The following is a 14,723-nucleotide window of genomic DNA, read 5'->3' on the forward strand; positions in this document are numbered from 1 at the left end:
GCCTGACCGCGCGCGGCGGCGTCAGCGCGGCGGCGAGCGGGACTCAGTCCTCGTCGCGGAGCAGATCGGGCCGGCGCCGACGGGTGCGCTCGAGCTGCTGCTCGCGGCGCCAGGCCGCGATCGCGCCATGGTTGCCGCTCAGCAGGATCGGCGGCACCTCGCGCTCACGCCACACCGAGGGCTTGGTGTACGACGGGTACTCCAGCAGCCCGTCCTCGTGCGACTCCTCGACGAGACTCTCGGGATTGCCGACGACGCCGGGGATGAGCCGGCCGATCGCCTCGATCATCGCCATCACGGCGACCTCTCCCCCGTTCAGCACGTAGTCGCCGAGGCTGATCAGGCGCACTTCGCCGCGCGTCGCGGCTTCCTCGAAGACTCGCTCGTCGATGCCCTCGTAGCGGCCGCAGCCGAAGACGAGGTGCTCGCGCTGTGCCAGCTCGCGCGCCGTCGACTGGTGGAACACCTCGCCCGCAGGCGAGGGGAAGATGATCGTCGGCGGCGAGTCGCTGCCGGCGGGTGCGAGCTCGTCGAGCGCGAGGCCCCACGGCTCCGGCTTCATGACCATGCCCGCACCGCCGCCGTACGGCGTGTCGTCGACCGTGCGGTGACGGTCGTGGGTCCAGTCGCGCAGATCGTGGATCTGCAGGTCGAGGATTCCGGTGCTCTGCGCCTTGCCGAGCAGCGAGAGCGTCAGTCCGTCGAAGTACGACGGGAAGATCGAGATGACGTCAATCCGCACCGGGGGCGTCCTGCTCCGCCGGTCCGCTCGGGGCGTCCTCCTCGAGCTCCTCGAAAAGCCCGGCGGGAGGTGTCACGATGATCCGGCCCCCGGCGATGTCGACCGTGGGCACGATCGCGGAGACGAACGGCACCATGACCTCGGCGGCGCCGTTCGACGGCCGCACGATGAGAAGGTCCTGTGCCGGCAGGTGGTCGACGCGGATGACGCGACCGATGACGACGTCGTCGCGGACCACCTCGAGGCCCGTGAGCTGGTGGTCGTACCAGGCGTCGTCCTCGGGCTCCTCGGCGTCGTCCTGATCGATCCACAGGATCGCCTTCACGAGGCTCTCCGCAGCGGTGCGGTCCTCGACGCCCTCGAAGAAGACGACCGAACTGCCGTTCATCACCCGGTACTCGCGGACGGTGATGGTCTTGCCGTGCCACGGAGACGCCTCGGGCACCTGCAACGTGAACTCGGCGCCGGGCGTGAAGCGTCCGGCGGGGTCGTCGGTGTACAGCTCCAGCTTGAGCGCGCCCTTGAGGCCGTGCGCCTTGACGAGGCGCCCCACGCGCAGCTGATTGCGGCCGGTGGGACGTTCGGTGCCGGCCACGCTCAGTCGTCCGCGACGTCGACGCGCACGCGACGCCCGTCCGCGAGCGCGGTGATCAGCGTGCGCAGGGCCTTGGCGGTGCGACCGCCGCGCCCGATCACGCGCCCCCGGTCGTCGGGGTGCACGTGCACCTCGAGGACCTCGCCTCGCGGCGACGAGGAGGTGGTGATGGTGACATCCTCCGGGTGATCGACGATCCCCGAGACGATGTGCTCGAGCGCGGCGGCCAGCACGACGGATTACTCCGCGTCGGTCGCAGCCTCGGCTGCGTCCTCAGCGGGGGCCTCGGCAGCGGCGTCCTCGACGGGAGCCTCCGCCTTCTTCTCGGCCTTGGGCTTGATGACCGACTTCTTGGCGGTGTCCGCCTGGAACTCGGCCTTGGCCTCGGCGACCTTGAGGGTGGACTTCGCGTCCTTGTCGCCCTTGAACTTGCCCCAGTCGCCCGTGATCTTGAGGAGGGCGGTGACCTGCTCGGTCGGCTGCGCGCCGACGGAGAGCCAGTACTGGGCACGCTCGGAGTCGACCTCGATGAAGGAGGGCTCCTCGGTGGGGTGGTACTTGCCGATCTCCTCGATCACACGACCGTCGCGCTTGGTGCGCGAGTCGGCGACGACGATGCGGTAGTAGGGCGCACGGATCTTGCCCAGGCGCTTGAGACGGATCTTGACAGCCACGATTCTCCTGAATGGTGTGGAAGGAAGACGAACTGATCACCAGAAGCGTGGGGTGCACACCCGGTGGAAGCTCTGCGGGTGGATCACGGCCGGATAGAGGGTCGAGCGGCGATCCAGCTGTCTATTCTGCCAGATCCCGCGCGAACCCGCGAAACGGAGCGAGGTCGCGTCCCGACCGTGTCGCAAGACGTCATCGATCCCAGCGGATCCGCAACGCGCGTGCCATCATTGGCCGACGATCTCCCGTCCCGAATCGAGGTCACATGCCGATCGAGTTCGCCTCATCGCGGCGCTCCACCGTGGGGCTGGAATGGGAGCTCATGCTCGCGGACCCGGTGTCCGGGGATCTCGTCGGGCGCGCCCCGGAGCTGCTGCACGATCTGGAACGCGCCAGCGCCGACGAACGGCACACGGTCACCGGCGAGCTGCTGACGAACACGATCGAGGTCACCAGCGGAGTCGGGTCCACCGTCTCGGACGCCGTGGGCGACATCGCCGCCGCGATCGCGGCCGTGCGCACCGCGACGGATCCCGCCGGCATCGAGCTGCTGTCGGCGGGAAGCCATCCGTTCGCGCAGTGGTACGACCAGCAGGTCACCGACAAGACGCGGTATCACTCGCTCATCGAGAAGACCCAGTGGTGGGGTCGCAACATGATGATCTGGGGCATCCACGTGCACATCGGGGTCGAAGACCGCGACAAGGTGCTGCCGATCATCGGCGCGCTGACCTCGTACCTCCCCCATCTGCAGGCGCTCGCCGCCTCGAGTCCGTTCTGGGCAGGCGAACGGACGGGATACGCGTCCAATCGCGCCCTCGTGTTCCAGCAGCTGCCGACCGCGGGACTGCCGTGGCCGCTCGCCGACTGGGCGGCCTATGAGGGATACCTCGACGACATGGTGCGCACCGGCGTGATGCTCGACGCCACCGAGGTGCGCTGGGACATCCGACCGGCCCCTCGCTGGGGCACCATCGAGGTGCGCGCGTGCGACGGCATGTCCACACTGCACGAGCTCGCCGCCGTGGCGGCCCTCACCCAGGTGCTGGTGGAGGGGTTTTCCCGCGACCTCGACGAGGGACGGCCCCTCGCCGTGCTCGCCCCGTGGTTCCACCGCGAGAACAAGTGGCGCGCGGCGCGGTACGGGCTCGATGCCGAGGTCATCGTGACCCCGGACGGCGCACAGCGCTCGGTGCGCGCGCATCTCGCGGAGGAGCTCGAGCGGCTGGCCCCGATCGCCGCCGATCTGCAGTGCTCCGACCAGTTCGCCGGGGTGGCCGACATCCTCGACCGCGGCGCCAGCTACGCGCGCCAGGTCGCGGTCGCCGATGCGTCCGGCGGCGACCTGCACGCCGTCGTGGATCACCTGATCCGGGAGTTCCGCTCCGGTCCGGCGACGCTCTGACCGCGCCGCGCACGACGGGCTCCGCGGCGTACGAGGCGACGGGGTCACCCCTCCACGAGCTGCCGCGCGAGGCCCTCATCCAGCACGACGTCGGTCACCAGGCGCGCGCCGATCGCCGCTCGCAGTGAGGGCAGCTTCTGCGCGCCCGCGACGATGCAGAACCGGCGCGCGACCCGGCGCAGCCGGTCCAGCCCCGGGCCGGTGGCACGCGCGTTCACCGCGATGTCCCGCCAGGTGCCGTCGGCGCGGAAGAACACCGTCGCCACGTCGCCGATCGCCCGATCCTCGCGCAGGCTCCGGTAGTCGTCGCGGCCGAGGTAGCCGCCGACGTACACGCGGCTGGGCACCTCCGCGCTCGGTGAGCCGACGCTGAACACGGCGAGGTCCATCTTCGCCTGAAGGTCCAGCACGCGCAGCGTGCTGCGCTCGCGCCACATCGCCTCGCGGGTGCGCGGGTCGTCGAAGAACGCGGGAACCGGGAACTGCTGCACCTGCGCGCCGAACGCGGATCCGAAGCGCTGCAGGATCTCGCTCGAGTACTCCACACCGCTGGTCAGCGTGTTCCCCGCGCCGTTCAGCTGCACGATCGTGGTGCCGCGGGTCTCCTTCTGCCCCAGCTCGCGGCTCACGGCGCTGATGGTCGATCCCCAGGCGAGCCCCACCACCATGTTCGAGTCGATGATCTGCGTGAGCAGGCGCCCCGCGGTCAGCGCCACCCGCTCCAGCCGCTCGACCTCGGTGACGCTCTCCGGCATCGGCACGACGTGAGCGGCCACGTGCAGCCGGTCGTGCAGCTGCTGCTCCAGCTCGCCGGCGTGCTCGAGCGGGGAGTTGATGCGGATGTCGACGAGCCCCACCTCGCGGGCGTACGTCAGCAGCCGCGACACCGAGGATCGCGAGGTGCCGAGCTCCTCCGCGATCACGTCCATCGTCTTGTCCTGGAGGTAGTACAGCCGGGCCGCCGTGAGAGCCGCGACGACCTTCGCCTGGCGCTTCCGTTCATCCATTCGCGGCCTCCTGGAAACCGATTCGCCCGATTCTTGCACATTCGTGCAGGTTGCTTGCGCATACGGGCGCCTGGGGGAATGCTGTGAGAAATCGGGAAGGAGACGATGATGACCGACCACATCCACAACGCCGCGGAACGCCCCGAGGTGACCCAGGTCCGCGAGGCAGGACGCACCACGGTGCTGGTGATCGGCGGGGGAATCAACGGGATCTCCACCTTCCGCGATCTGGCTCTGCAGGGCATCGACGTGGTCCTCGTCGAGCGCGGCGACTTCGCCTCCGGCGCCTCGTCGGCCTCCAGCCACATGATCCACGGCGGCATCCGCTACCTCGAGAACGGCGAGTTCCGCCTCGTCAAGGAGTCGGTGACCGAGCGCAACGGCCTCATCAAGATCGCTCCGCACTACGTCAAGCCGCTCGAGACGACCATCCCGATCTACTCCACCTTCTCGGGGATCCTGTCCGCCCCGCTGCGCTTCCTCACGCACAAGTCCGGCAAGCCGCAGGAGCGCGGCGCGTTCCTCATCAAGATGGGTCTCACCATCTACGACACGTTCTCCCGCGACGGCGGCACGGTGCCGCGGCACAAGTTCCTCGGCCGCAAGAAGTCGCTCGCCGAGCTGCCCGCGATGGATCCGCGGATCAAGTACACCGCGACGTACTACGACGCCTCGATGCACGACCCCGAGCGCCTCGCGCTGGACGTGATGCAGGACGGGCGTGCCGCCCACCCCGGCGCCCACGCGCTCAACTACGTCGAGGCGATCGGCCATGATGGCGACGCGGTCCTCGTCCGCGACCGCGAGACCGGCACCGAGTTCCCCATCGCCGCCGACGTCGTCGTGAACACCTCCGGCCCCTGGACGGACCTGACGAACGAGGCCCTCGGCGAACTGACCCGGTTCATGGGCGGCACCAAGGGCTCGCACATCGTGCTGGACAACCCGGAGCTGCTCGCCGCGACCAAGGGCCGCGAGATCTTCTTCGAGCACTCCGACGGCCGGATCGTCCTCATCTACCCCCTCAAGGGCAAGGTCATGGTCGGCACCACCGACATCGACGCCGACCCCCGCGAGGTGCCGCTGTGCACCGAGGAGGAAGTCGACTACTTCTTCGACCTCGTGCACCACGTCTTCCCGTCGATCGACGTGAACCGCGACCAGATCGTCTACCGCTTCAGCGGCATCCGCCCGCTCCCCCGCCACGAGGACACCGCTCCCGGCTTCGTCTCGCGCGACTACCGCGTCGAGGTCGACAACAGCCGCGCGGTGCCGCACCTCAGCCTCGTCGGAGGGAAGTGGACGACGTTCCGCGCACTCGGCGAGTCCCTCTCCGACAAGATCCTCGGGATCCTCGGCCGTCCGCGCGTCGTCTCGACCCTGGGTCGCGTGATCGGCGGCGGCAAGGACTACCCGCAGACCGACGCGGCGCGCGTCGCGTGGATCTCGCAGAACCTCCCGGGCGCCGGTGAGCGCGCGGAGCTGCTGCTCAAGCGCTACGGCACCCGCGCCGCCGAGGTGTGGCGGTACGTCCAGGACGGTGCGGACGCACCGCTCGCCGCGGGCCAGCTGTCCACGCGAGAGCTCGAGTGGATGGTGCAGAACGAGCTGATCGTGCGCCTCGAGGACGTGATCCTGCGCCGCACGAGCCTCGCCTTCACCGGCGACGTCACGGAGGAGATCCTCGAAGAGGTCGCCGAGGCCCTGGCTCCGCTCAAGGGCTGGGACCGCGCGCGCACCGCCCGCGAGATCGAGCTCACCCGGGAGCTGCTGAACACCCGCCACGGACTTTCCCTCGCCGCCCGCACCCGCGGGTGACGAGGGATCCCTCGCCGCCTGTACCCGCGGGCGACGAGGGGCGATCGCCGCCCTTCTCGGCGTCCACTCGAAACACCGCATCGGCAGAGGGGCCGATGCTCTGCGAAAGGTCAATGGAGACATGCCTGAAGTGAACATGGGGCTGTATTTCCTGTCCGAGCTCGTCGGCACGGCGATGCTGATCCTCCTCGGATGCGGTGTCGTCGCGAACGTCGCCCTGGCGAAGAACAAGGGCAACGGCGGCGGCTTCCTGATGGTCAACTGGGGATGGGGCCTGGCGGTCTTCGCCGGCGTGCTCGTCTCCGCGTACTCCGGGGCGATCCTGAACCCGGCCGTGGGCATCGGCCTGCTGATCGCGAACAAGATCTCGTTCGCCCAGTTCGCGGTCGCCGCGGGCGCTGAGCTGCTCGGCGCGATCATCGGCGCCGTCCTGTGCTGGCTCGCCTACAAGCAGCACTTCGACGAGGAGCCCGACCCGGCCAACAAGCTCGGCGTCTTCTCGACCGGACCGGCGATCCGCTCCTACGCGTGGAACCTCATCACCGAGATCATCGGCACGTTCGTCCTGGTGTTCGTGATCTTCGCCTTCGCCGACTACGGCGACGTCAAGGTGGGCACCCCCGGAGGCCTCGGCCCGCTGACGGCGCTTCCCGTCGCCCTCCTCGTGGTCGGCATCGGCGCCTCCCTCGGTGGCCCGACCGGCTACGCGATCAACCCCGCCCGTGACCTCGGCCCGCGCATCGCGCACGCGATCCTGCCGATCAAGGGCAAGGGATCGAGCGACTGGGCGTACTCCTGGGTGCCCGTCGTCGGCCCGCTCATCGGTGGCGCGCTGGCCGCCGTGCTCGCTCCGGTGCTGCTGCACCTCGCCAAGTAACCCGAACCGCTATTCAAAGGAGAACTGCACATGGCTGACTACGTCATCGCCATCGACCAGGGCACGACCTCGAGCCGTGCCATCGTCTTCGATCGCAAGGGCAGCATCATCGCCACCGGTCAGAAGGAGCACGAGCAGATCCTGCCGCAGGCCGGCTGGGTCGAGCACGACGCGTCCGAGATCTGGGCGAACGTTCAGGAGGTCATCGGCCTCGCTCTGAGCCGCGCCGGGATCACCCGCCACGACATCGCCGCGGTCGGCATCACCAACCAGCGCGAGACCGCGGTGGTCTGGGACAAGACCACGGGCAAGCCGGTCTACAACGCGATCGTCTGGCAGGACACCCGCACCCAGCCGATCGTCGACCGTCTCGCCGCGGACGGCGGCGTCGACCGGTTCAAGCAGATCGTCGGCCTGCCGCTGGCGACCTACTTCTCGGGCACCAAGATCGCGTGGATCCTGGAGAACGTCGAGGGCGCCCGGGAGAAGGCCGAAGCCGGGGACCTGCTGTTCGGCACCACCGACAGCTGGGTGCTCTGGAACCTCACGGGCGGGGTGAACGGCGGCGTGCACGCGACCGACGTGACCAACGCCTCGCGGACCATGTTCATGGACCTGGAGACGCTGCAGTGGCGCGATGACATCCTCGAGGCCTTCGGCGTGCCGAAGTCGATGATGCCGTCGATCCGCTCCTCCTCGGAGGTGTACGGCGCCGCGGAGAGCTCATCGCTGCTGCGTGAGACCCCGATCGCGGGCATCCTCGGCGACCAGCAGGCGGCGACGTTCGGCCAGGCGGCGTTCAACGCCGGAGAGAGCAAGAACACCTACGGCACGGGCTGCTTCCTCATCTTCAACACGGGCGAGGAGATCGTCCACTCGAAGAACGGACTGCTCACCACCGTCGGCTACAAGCTCGGCGACGGCCCGACGCACTACGCGCTCGAGGGCTCGATCGCGGTCACCGGGTCGCTGATCCAGTGGCTGCGCGACCAGCTCGGGATCATCGACTCGGCCCCGCAGGTCGAGGAGCTGGCCAAGCAGGTCGAGGACAACGGCGGCGTCTACATCGTGCCCGCGTTCTCCGGTCTGTTCGCCCCGTACTGGCGTCCCGACGCCCGCGGTGTGATCGCCGGCCTCACCCGCTACGCGAACAAGAACCACATCGCCCGCGCAGCGCTCGAGGCGGTCGCGTTCCAGACCCGCGACGTGCTCGACGCGGTCAACGCGGACGCCGGCGTCGACCTCACCGAGCTCAAGGTCGACGGCGGCATGGTCGCGAACGACGCACTCATGCAGTTCCAGGCGGACGTGCTCGGCGTGCCGGTGGTGCGTCCCGTGGTCGCGGAGACGACCGCCCTCGGTGCCGCGTACGCCGCCGGCCTCGCAGTCGGGTTCTGGAGCGGCCTGGACGACCTCTCCGCCAACTGGCAGGAGGACCGCCGCTGGGAGCCCACCATGGACGCCGCCGAGCGGGACCGCCAGCTGCGCCTGTGGCGCAAGGCCGTCACTAAGTCGATGGACTGGGTCGACGAGGACGTCAAGTGAGCTGACCTCGCACACAAGGCGGGCCCGGAGGATCTCCTCCGGGTCCGCCTTTCTCGTCCGGCGTCCTCCACGGCGCTCCGTATCCTCGGAGAAGCACGCCCTCTCGGAGGGCGATAGAGTGGCGGCCCAAGACCTCGCCGCGACGGCGGCGCACGACCTCAGGGGTATACCGATGAGCCAGCCGAGCCCCGACGAGGTACGCGCCCTCGACCAGCTGCTGGGCGCGAACCTCTTCGACGTCTCCGCCCGCCTGTTCGTCGCGACGTTCGGGCCGGGCGCGGGCTCGAGGCCCGACCGCGAGCTGAGGACGGTGCACGAGGCGCTCGCCCGGATGGCGGGTCTGCAGCGCATCGGCGTCTTCGGCCCGAAGGACGACCGCGCGCTCGTGGTCGCGCTGGAGTGCGTGCTGCTCTGGGAGCGCTCGCTGCTGGCCGCGCGCGGTTGGTCGGGCGACCACGCGACGCCGACCGTCCGGCTGCTCCGTCGCGGTGAGAGCGTGCGGGCGAGCGCCGACCCCCTCAGCGGGGCGAGCGCCGCGCTGCGCAACCTGGTGCTGCCCGGCACCCCGGGCTGACCCGCGGCGACGGGACGGCACTCCGCCGCTCATCGCACGTCGGACCAGGACCCGATCGACGTCAGTTCTTGCCGAAGAGCTTCTGGATCTCGGCCATGTCGGCCTCGCTCGGCGCCTTCTGCCCGCCGAGCCCGAATCCCGTGCCGGTCGGCGCCTGGCTCGTGGCGAGGCCGGCGTTCTCGGCGGCGCGCTTGGCCGGGTTACCGGAGCGGGAGCCGCCGCCCTTGCCCTTCTTGCCGCGCTTGGACGACGCGCCGGGGCGGCCCATGCCGGGCACCGGCCCCATGCCGGGGATGTTCGGGGTGCCGCCGCGGGCGACGGTCTTCATCATCTTCGCGGCCTGCTCGAAGCGCTGCACGAGCTGGTTGACGTCGGTCACCGTCACGCCGGAGCCGCGCGCGATCCGCAGCCGACGGGAGCCGTTCAGCACCTTCGGGTTGCGCCGCTCCCCCGGCGTCATCGAGCGGATGATCGCCTCGGTGCGGTCGAGCTCGCGCTCGTCGAACTGCTCGAGCTGCTGCTTCATCTGGCCCATGCCCGGGAGCATCCCGAGCATCTTCTTCATCGAGCCCATCTTCTTGAGCTGCTGCATCTGCTCGAGGAAGTCCTCGAGCGTGAAGGTCTCCGTGGCCAGCTTCTCGGCGACCTTGAGCGCCTCGGCCTCGTCGAAGGCCTGCTGGGCCTGCTCGATGAGGGTGAGGATGTCGCCGAGGTCGAGGATCCGGCTCGCCATGCGGTCGGGGTGGAACGGCTCGAGGTCTTCGAGGCGCTCACCGGTCGAGGCGTACATGATCGGACGCCCGGTCACCGAGGCGACCGACAGCGCTGCGCCGCCGCGCGCGTCGCCGTCGAGCTTGGAGAGCACCACGCCGGTGAAGTCCACGCCCTCCTGGAACGCTTTGGCGGTGTTGACCGCGTCCTGACCGATCATCGCGTCGATGACGAACAGCACCTCGTCCGGGTCGACAGCCGCGCGGATGTCCGCGGCCTGCTTCATGAGCTCGGCGTCGACGCCGAGCCGGCCCGCCGTGTCGATGATGACGATGTCGTGCTGCTGGCGGCGCGCGTGCTCGACGCCGTCGCGAGCGACGCGCACGGGGTCGCCGACGCCGTTGCCCGGCTCCGGGGCGAAGATGGTCGCGCCGGCCTGCTCGGCGACGACCGTCAGCTGGGTCACGGCGTTGGGGCGCTGCAGGTCGGCGGCGACGAGCAGCGGAGTGTGCCCCTCGCTCTGGAGCTGCTTGGCCAGCTTGCCGGCGAACGTGGTCTTACCGGATCCCTGAAGGCCCGCGAGCATGATCACCGTCGGCGGGTTCTTCGCGAACTCGAGACGGCGCTGCTCGCCGCCGAGGATCCCGATGAGCTCCTCGTTGACGATCTGCACGACCTGCTGCGCCGGGTTCAGCGCCTTGTTGACCTCGTCGCCCAGGGCGCGCTCGCGGACCTTCGCCGTGAAGTCCTTGACCACCGGCAGTGCGACGTCGGCGTCCAGCAGCGCCCGCCGGATCTCGCGGACGGTGCCGTCGACATCGGACGCGGACAGCTTGCCCTTCGTGCGCAGATTGCGGAAGGTCTCGGTGAGCCGATCGGAGAGCGTGCCAAAAGTAGCCATGGTGCTGCAATTCTACGCGAGCCGGCCAGGAGCACGTCGTCGGGCGCGGTCAGCCCCAGTGCAGATCGGCGATGCGCGGCAGGGCGTGCTGCAGCTGGGCGAGCGGCGAGCCGTGACCGGCGCCCCCCTCGGCCCACACCCGGAGCGACGACAGCACGACGACGGCATATGCGGCGCCGAGCACGTCGGCACGGATGCGCTCGACCCCGGCGTTGCGGGCAGCCTCGGACAGCGCCGCCGCGAGCCGTCCCTGACGCAGCGCAGACTCGCGCTGCAACTCCTCCTCGAGGCCCATCGCCCGGGTGTTCCCGAACGCCAGCGCCAGCGGATCCGGCTCGAGCCCCTCCAGGATCGCCGACAGCACGGCCTCGACGCGGTCCGGATCCGCGCCCGCACCCGGCTGGGCGAGAGCCTCCACGGCGCGGTCCAGGCGCTCGTCGAAGCCCGACCAGAGCACATCGCTCTTGGAGGAGAAGTAGTTGAAGAAGCTCGAGCGACTCACGCCCGCCCGCTGGGCGATGCCGGCGATCGAGGTGCGCTCGTAACCCTGCTCGAGGAACAGCTCGCAGGCGGCCTCGGCGATCGTCTCGCGCGAGGAGACGCGGGGGCGGCCGACGCCGCGGGCGGAGGTGCTCACCACGCCACCGTATCGCGTGGTGCGCCCGTCCCCTCTCGCCCCTATTATTGAACTGCATACAACAACTCGATCAAAGGATCGGTCATGCTCGACATCCAGACGGTGGGGCTCGCCCCCGACTTCGTCCCGTACCTCGAGGGGTGGGACCTGCAGCGGCGGATCCACGCCGACGTCGTCGCGGGCACCCGCCCCGACACGCTCCTGCTGCTCGAGCATGAAGCCGTGTACACGGCCGGGAAGCGCACCGAGCCCCAGGAGCGCCCCCAGGACGGCACCCCCGTGGTCGACGTCGACCGCGGCGGCAAGATCACCTGGCACGGGCCGGGTCAGCTCGTCGGCTACCCGATCGTGCGCCTGCCCGAACCCATGGACGTGGTGGCGCACGTGCGTCGCCTGGAGCACCTGCTGATCGACGTGCTGCGGCCGCTCGGGGTCGACGGCTATCAGGTGGAGGGACGCAGCGGCGTCTGGGTGCGCCGGCCGCTCAGCGAGGACAAGGTCGCCGCCATCGGCGTGCGCGTGCAGCAGGGCGTCACCATGCACGGCTTCGCCATCAACTGCGACAACACCCTCGCGGGCTTCCGCGGCATCATCCCGTGCGGGATCACGGACGCCGGCGTCACCACCGTGAGCGAGGTCGTCGGCCGCGAGGTCTCCCCCGCCGACCTCGTCGATGCGGTGAGCGCCGCCTTCACGGCCGAGTACGCGGCGGAGGTGGCCGCATGAGCGCCGCCCCCGAGGGACGCAAGCTCCTGCGCCTGGAGGTCCGCAACGCGGAGACGCCGATCGAGCGCAAGCCCGAGTGGATCAAGACCAAGGCCAAGATGGGTCCGGAGTACAAGGCGCTGCACTCGCTCGTCAAGGACGAGGGGCTGCACACGGTGTGCCAGGAAGCCGGCTGCCCGAACATCTTCGAGTGCTGGGAGGACAAGGAGGCGACGTTCCTCATCGGCGGCTCCCAGTGCACGCGCCGCTGCGACTTCTGCCAGATCGACACCGGAAAGCCCGACGCCTACGACACCGACGAGCCGCGTCGCGTCGCCGAGAGCGTGCAGCAGATGGGCCTGCGCTACGCGACCGTGACGAGCGTCGCCCGCGACGACCTCCCGGACACGGGCGCATGGCTGAACGCCGAGACCGTGCGCAAGATCCACGAGCTCAACCCGAACACGGGGGTGGAACTGCTCGCGAACGAGCACAACGCCGATCCCGCCTTCCTCGGCCAGATCTTCGACGCCCGCCCCGAGGTGTTCGCGCACAACGTCGAGACGGTCCCCCGGATCTTCAAGCGGATCCGCCCCGCATTCCGCTATGAGCGCTCGCTCAACGTCCTCACCCAGGGGCACGAGGCGGGCCTGATCACCAAGTCGAACCTGATCCTCGGCATGGGTGAGCAGCCCGAAGAAGTGATCCAGGCGCTGCAGGACCTGCACGACGCCGGCTGCGACATCATCACGATCACGCAGTACCTGCGGCCCACGCCGCGGCACCTGCCCGTCTCGCGCTGGGTCAAGCCCGATGAGTTCGTCGCGTTCAAGCAGGAGGCCGAGCGGATCGGCTTCCTCGGGGTGCTCGCCGGTCCGCTGGTGCGCTCGTCCTATCGTGCCGGCCGGCTGTGGGCGCAGTCGATGATCTCCAAGGGCCGGGAGATCCCGCCGCATCTGGCGCACATCGCCGAGGGCGCCGACCTCGGCTTCGCGCAGGCGGTCTGAGACCCGGATCGCCGGACGGGAAGCAGGGGGGCCACTCCCGTCCGGCGGTTCGTTGCCCTGGCGTCCGATCCGTCGTCAGTCGGCGCTCATGACCGACAGCACGGAGCCGTCGGATCCGAAGTTCACCAGCAGCACGTCGTCGTCGCCGTCCGCGTCGAGCGCGTACTCGAGCACGGCGAACGGCTCACTGCCGCCGTGCTCGTCCACGAGCAGCGTCATGCTCATCAGGCGGAGCGATCGGATGATGTCGACCGCGGCATCGCCGCTCACGTCGACGAGGTAGTCGGTCAGCTCGTCGCCGTACTCCTCCTGCTGCTGCAAGATGTACTCGGTGACCTCGCTGGTGCGGTCGTCGACTTCGGAGAGCATTCCGCGGCGAGCCTTGGCGTCGATCGCCTCGAGTCCCGAGACGAAGGCGGCGGCGATGTCGAGGGACTCCCGGGAGACGTCCTCCTGGTCGGGCGCGGTCAGGTCGACGGTGAGGGCATGGTCGCCGAACTCCACCGTCTCGGACCAGAAGATCGATCCGTCCGGTCCCGAGGACAGCAGTCCGAAGAAGTCGTGTTCGATCGCCATACGGCTATAAAACCAGCCTTGTGCGCGGGACGGTAGTCCGTGACGCGCGCGCCGGAGATCGGTCCGGATCAGGAGCCGACGAGAGCCTGCACGAAGACGTGCGGAGTGAAGCCGGTGAGGTCGTCGATGCCCTCTCCCTGGCCCAGGAGCTTCACCGGAATGCCGGTGCGCTCCTGCACGGCGAGCACGAATCCGCCCTTCGCGGAGCCGTCCAGCTTGGTGAGCACGAGGCCCGTGACGCCGGCGTGCTCGAGGAACGCCTCGGCCTGCAGCACCCCGTTCTGTCCCGTCGTCGCGTCGAGCACGAGCAGCACCTCACTGATCGGCGCCTGCTTCTCGACGACGCGGCGGATCTTGGAGAGCTCGTCCATGAGCCCGCCCTTGGTGTGCAGCCGGCCCGCGGTGTCGATGATGACGATCTCGGTGCCGTTGTTCTTCGCGTACTCGACGGTCTGGAATGCCACGGACGCCGGATCCTGGCCCTGCTGCTGCGGGCGGACGATCGCGGCTCCGGCCCGCTGCGCCCAGGTGCCGAGCTGCTCGACCGCGGCGGCACGGAACGTGTCGGCGGCGCCGACCACGACAGACCGCTCGTAGCCGCGGAGGAACTTGGTGAACTTGCCGATCGTCGTCGTCTTCCCGACGCCGTTCACGCCGACGACGAGCACCACGGCGGGCCGCTCGGTGAGCTTCAGGGTGGTGTCGAACTTCGCGAAGTGCTCCTCGAGCGTCTCGCGGAGCATGCGCTGCAGATCCTTCGGATCCGTCGTGCGGTACCGCTCCACCTTCGCGCGCAGTTCGTCGATCAGGCGCTCGGTGATGTCCGGGCCGAAGTCGGCGGTGATCAGGGCGGTCTCGAGGTCGTCCCAGGTGTCCTCGTCGATGGTGGGCTTGACGAACATGCCGCGCAGCGCGCGGCCGAGGGACCAGGACTTCTCCGCCATGGCACCA

Annotated in this window: 16 protein-coding genes; 7 read left to right on the forward strand and 9 right to left on the reverse strand. The window is 69.6% G+C overall.

Annotation, left to right across the window (positions count from 1 at the left end; all coding sequences use genetic code 11):
- Positions 1 to 43 precede the first annotated feature (43 nt).
- Genes trmD through rpsP form a run of 4 tightly spaced genes read right to left on the reverse strand, consistent with a single transcriptional unit; the run spans position 44 to position 2,011 of the window.
- The gene (trmD, locus tag AERO9AM_RS09790; RefSeq protein WP_159575963.1) at positions 44 to 742 is read right to left on the reverse strand and encodes a tRNA (guanosine(37)-N1)-methyltransferase TrmD; all 699 of its coding nucleotides are present in this window, start codon (positions 740 to 742) and stop codon (positions 44 to 46) included.
- The gene (gene rimM, locus AERO9AM_RS09795) at positions 732 to 1,337 is read right to left on the reverse strand and encodes a ribosome maturation factor RimM (protein ID WP_159575964.1); all 606 of its coding nucleotides are present in this window, start codon (positions 1,335 to 1,337) and stop codon (positions 732 to 734) included. Before rimM ends, trmD begins: the two co-directional genes overlap by 11 nt.
- 2 nt (positions 1,338 to 1,339) lie before the next feature.
- Positions 1,340 to 1,570: an RNA-binding protein gene (locus AERO9AM_RS09800; RefSeq protein WP_159575965.1), complete on the reverse strand. Its 231-nt coding sequence runs from the start codon at positions 1,568 to 1,570 to the stop codon at positions 1,340 to 1,342.
- Between the two features lie 6 nt (positions 1,571 to 1,576).
- Positions 1,577 to 2,011: a 30S ribosomal protein S16 gene (gene rpsP / locus AERO9AM_RS09805; protein ID WP_159575966.1), complete on the reverse strand. Its 435-nt coding sequence runs from the start codon at positions 2,009 to 2,011 to the stop codon at positions 1,577 to 1,579.
- A gap of 263 nt (positions 2,012 to 2,274) precedes the next feature.
- Between rpsP and AERO9AM_RS09810 the strand changes: the two genes are divergently transcribed.
- Complete coding sequence (locus AERO9AM_RS09810; protein WP_159575967.1) at positions 2,275 to 3,414, forward strand: glutamate--cysteine ligase; 1,140 nt, start codon at positions 2,275 to 2,277, stop codon at positions 3,412 to 3,414.
- A 44-nt stretch (positions 3,415 to 3,458) separates the two neighbouring features.
- Here the strand turns inward: AERO9AM_RS09810 and AERO9AM_RS09815 are convergent, their stop codons facing one another.
- Positions 3,459 to 4,421, reverse strand: a complete 963-nt coding sequence (locus tag AERO9AM_RS09815) for a sugar-binding transcriptional regulator (RefSeq protein ID WP_159575968.1) — start codon at positions 4,419 to 4,421, stop codon at positions 3,459 to 3,461.
- Positions 4,422 to 4,529: 108 nt separating this feature from the next.
- Here AERO9AM_RS09815 and AERO9AM_RS09820 point away from each other — a divergent pair, with 108 nt between their 5' ends.
- The 4 genes from AERO9AM_RS09820 to AERO9AM_RS09835 all read left to right on the forward strand — a co-directional run bounded on the left by AERO9AM_RS09820 (position 4,530) and on the right by AERO9AM_RS09835 (position 9,235).
- On the forward strand, positions 4,530 to 6,239 hold the full coding sequence (locus tag AERO9AM_RS09820; protein ID WP_159575969.1) for a glycerol-3-phosphate dehydrogenase/oxidase: 1,710 nt from the start codon (positions 4,530 to 4,532) through the stop codon (positions 6,237 to 6,239).
- Positions 6,240 to 6,360: 121 nt separating this feature from the next.
- Positions 6,361 to 7,116 (forward strand): MIP/aquaporin family protein, encoded by a 756-nt coding sequence (locus AERO9AM_RS09825; RefSeq protein WP_159575970.1) that lies wholly within the window; start codon positions 6,361 to 6,363, stop codon positions 7,114 to 7,116.
- 30 nt (positions 7,117 to 7,146) lie between these two features.
- The gene (gene glpK, locus AERO9AM_RS09830; protein ID WP_159575971.1) at positions 7,147 to 8,661 is read left to right on the forward strand and encodes a glycerol kinase GlpK; all 1,515 of its coding nucleotides are present in this window, start codon (positions 7,147 to 7,149) and stop codon (positions 8,659 to 8,661) included.
- 172 nt (positions 8,662 to 8,833) lie between these two features.
- Complete coding sequence (locus tag AERO9AM_RS09835; RefSeq protein ID WP_159575972.1) at positions 8,834 to 9,235, forward strand: hypothetical protein; 402 nt, start codon at positions 8,834 to 8,836, stop codon at positions 9,233 to 9,235.
- Between the two features lie 61 nt (positions 9,236 to 9,296).
- Here AERO9AM_RS09835 and ffh read toward each other — a convergent pair whose 3' ends face one another.
- Both ffh and AERO9AM_RS09845 read right to left on the reverse strand, forming a co-directional pair.
- Positions 9,297 to 10,847, reverse strand: a complete 1,551-nt coding sequence (ffh, locus tag AERO9AM_RS09840) for a signal recognition particle protein (RefSeq protein ID WP_159575973.1) — start codon at positions 10,845 to 10,847, stop codon at positions 9,297 to 9,299.
- Positions 10,848 to 10,896: 49 nt separating this feature from the next.
- Positions 10,897 to 11,484: a TetR/AcrR family transcriptional regulator gene (locus AERO9AM_RS09845; RefSeq protein WP_159575974.1), complete on the reverse strand. Its 588-nt coding sequence runs from the start codon at positions 11,482 to 11,484 to the stop codon at positions 10,897 to 10,899.
- Between the two features lie 84 nt (positions 11,485 to 11,568).
- Here AERO9AM_RS09845 and lipB point away from each other — a divergent pair, with 84 nt between their 5' ends.
- Together lipB and lipA are read left to right on the forward strand one after the other, a co-directional pair.
- Positions 11,569 to 12,210 carry a lipoyl(octanoyl) transferase LipB gene (gene lipB / locus AERO9AM_RS09850; RefSeq protein WP_159575975.1) on the forward strand — a complete coding sequence of 214 codons (642 nt, stop codon included), beginning with the start codon at positions 11,569 to 11,571 and terminating at the stop codon, positions 12,208 to 12,210.
- Positions 12,207 to 13,196, forward strand: a complete 990-nt coding sequence (gene lipA / locus AERO9AM_RS09855; RefSeq protein ID WP_159575976.1) for a lipoyl synthase — start codon at positions 12,207 to 12,209, stop codon at positions 13,194 to 13,196. The genes lipB and lipA overlap by 4 nt, the downstream gene beginning before the upstream one ends.
- Positions 13,197 to 13,271: 75 nt before the next feature.
- Here lipA and AERO9AM_RS09860 read toward each other — a convergent pair whose 3' ends face one another.
- Complete coding sequence (locus AERO9AM_RS09860; protein WP_159575977.1) at positions 13,272 to 13,772, reverse strand: DUF2004 domain-containing protein; 501 nt, start codon at positions 13,770 to 13,772, stop codon at positions 13,272 to 13,274.
- A gap of 68 nt (positions 13,773 to 13,840) precedes the next feature.
- Positions 13,841 to 14,716, reverse strand: a complete 876-nt coding sequence (ftsY, locus tag AERO9AM_RS09865) for a signal recognition particle-docking protein FtsY (RefSeq protein WP_159575978.1) — start codon at positions 14,714 to 14,716, stop codon at positions 13,841 to 13,843.
- Positions 14,717 to 14,723 lie beyond the last annotated feature (7 nt).

The sequence above is a fragment of the Microbacterium sp. 8M genome, assembly GCF_902506375.1.
Taxonomy (GTDB): Bacteria; Actinomycetota; Actinomycetes; order Actinomycetales; family Microbacteriaceae; genus Microbacterium.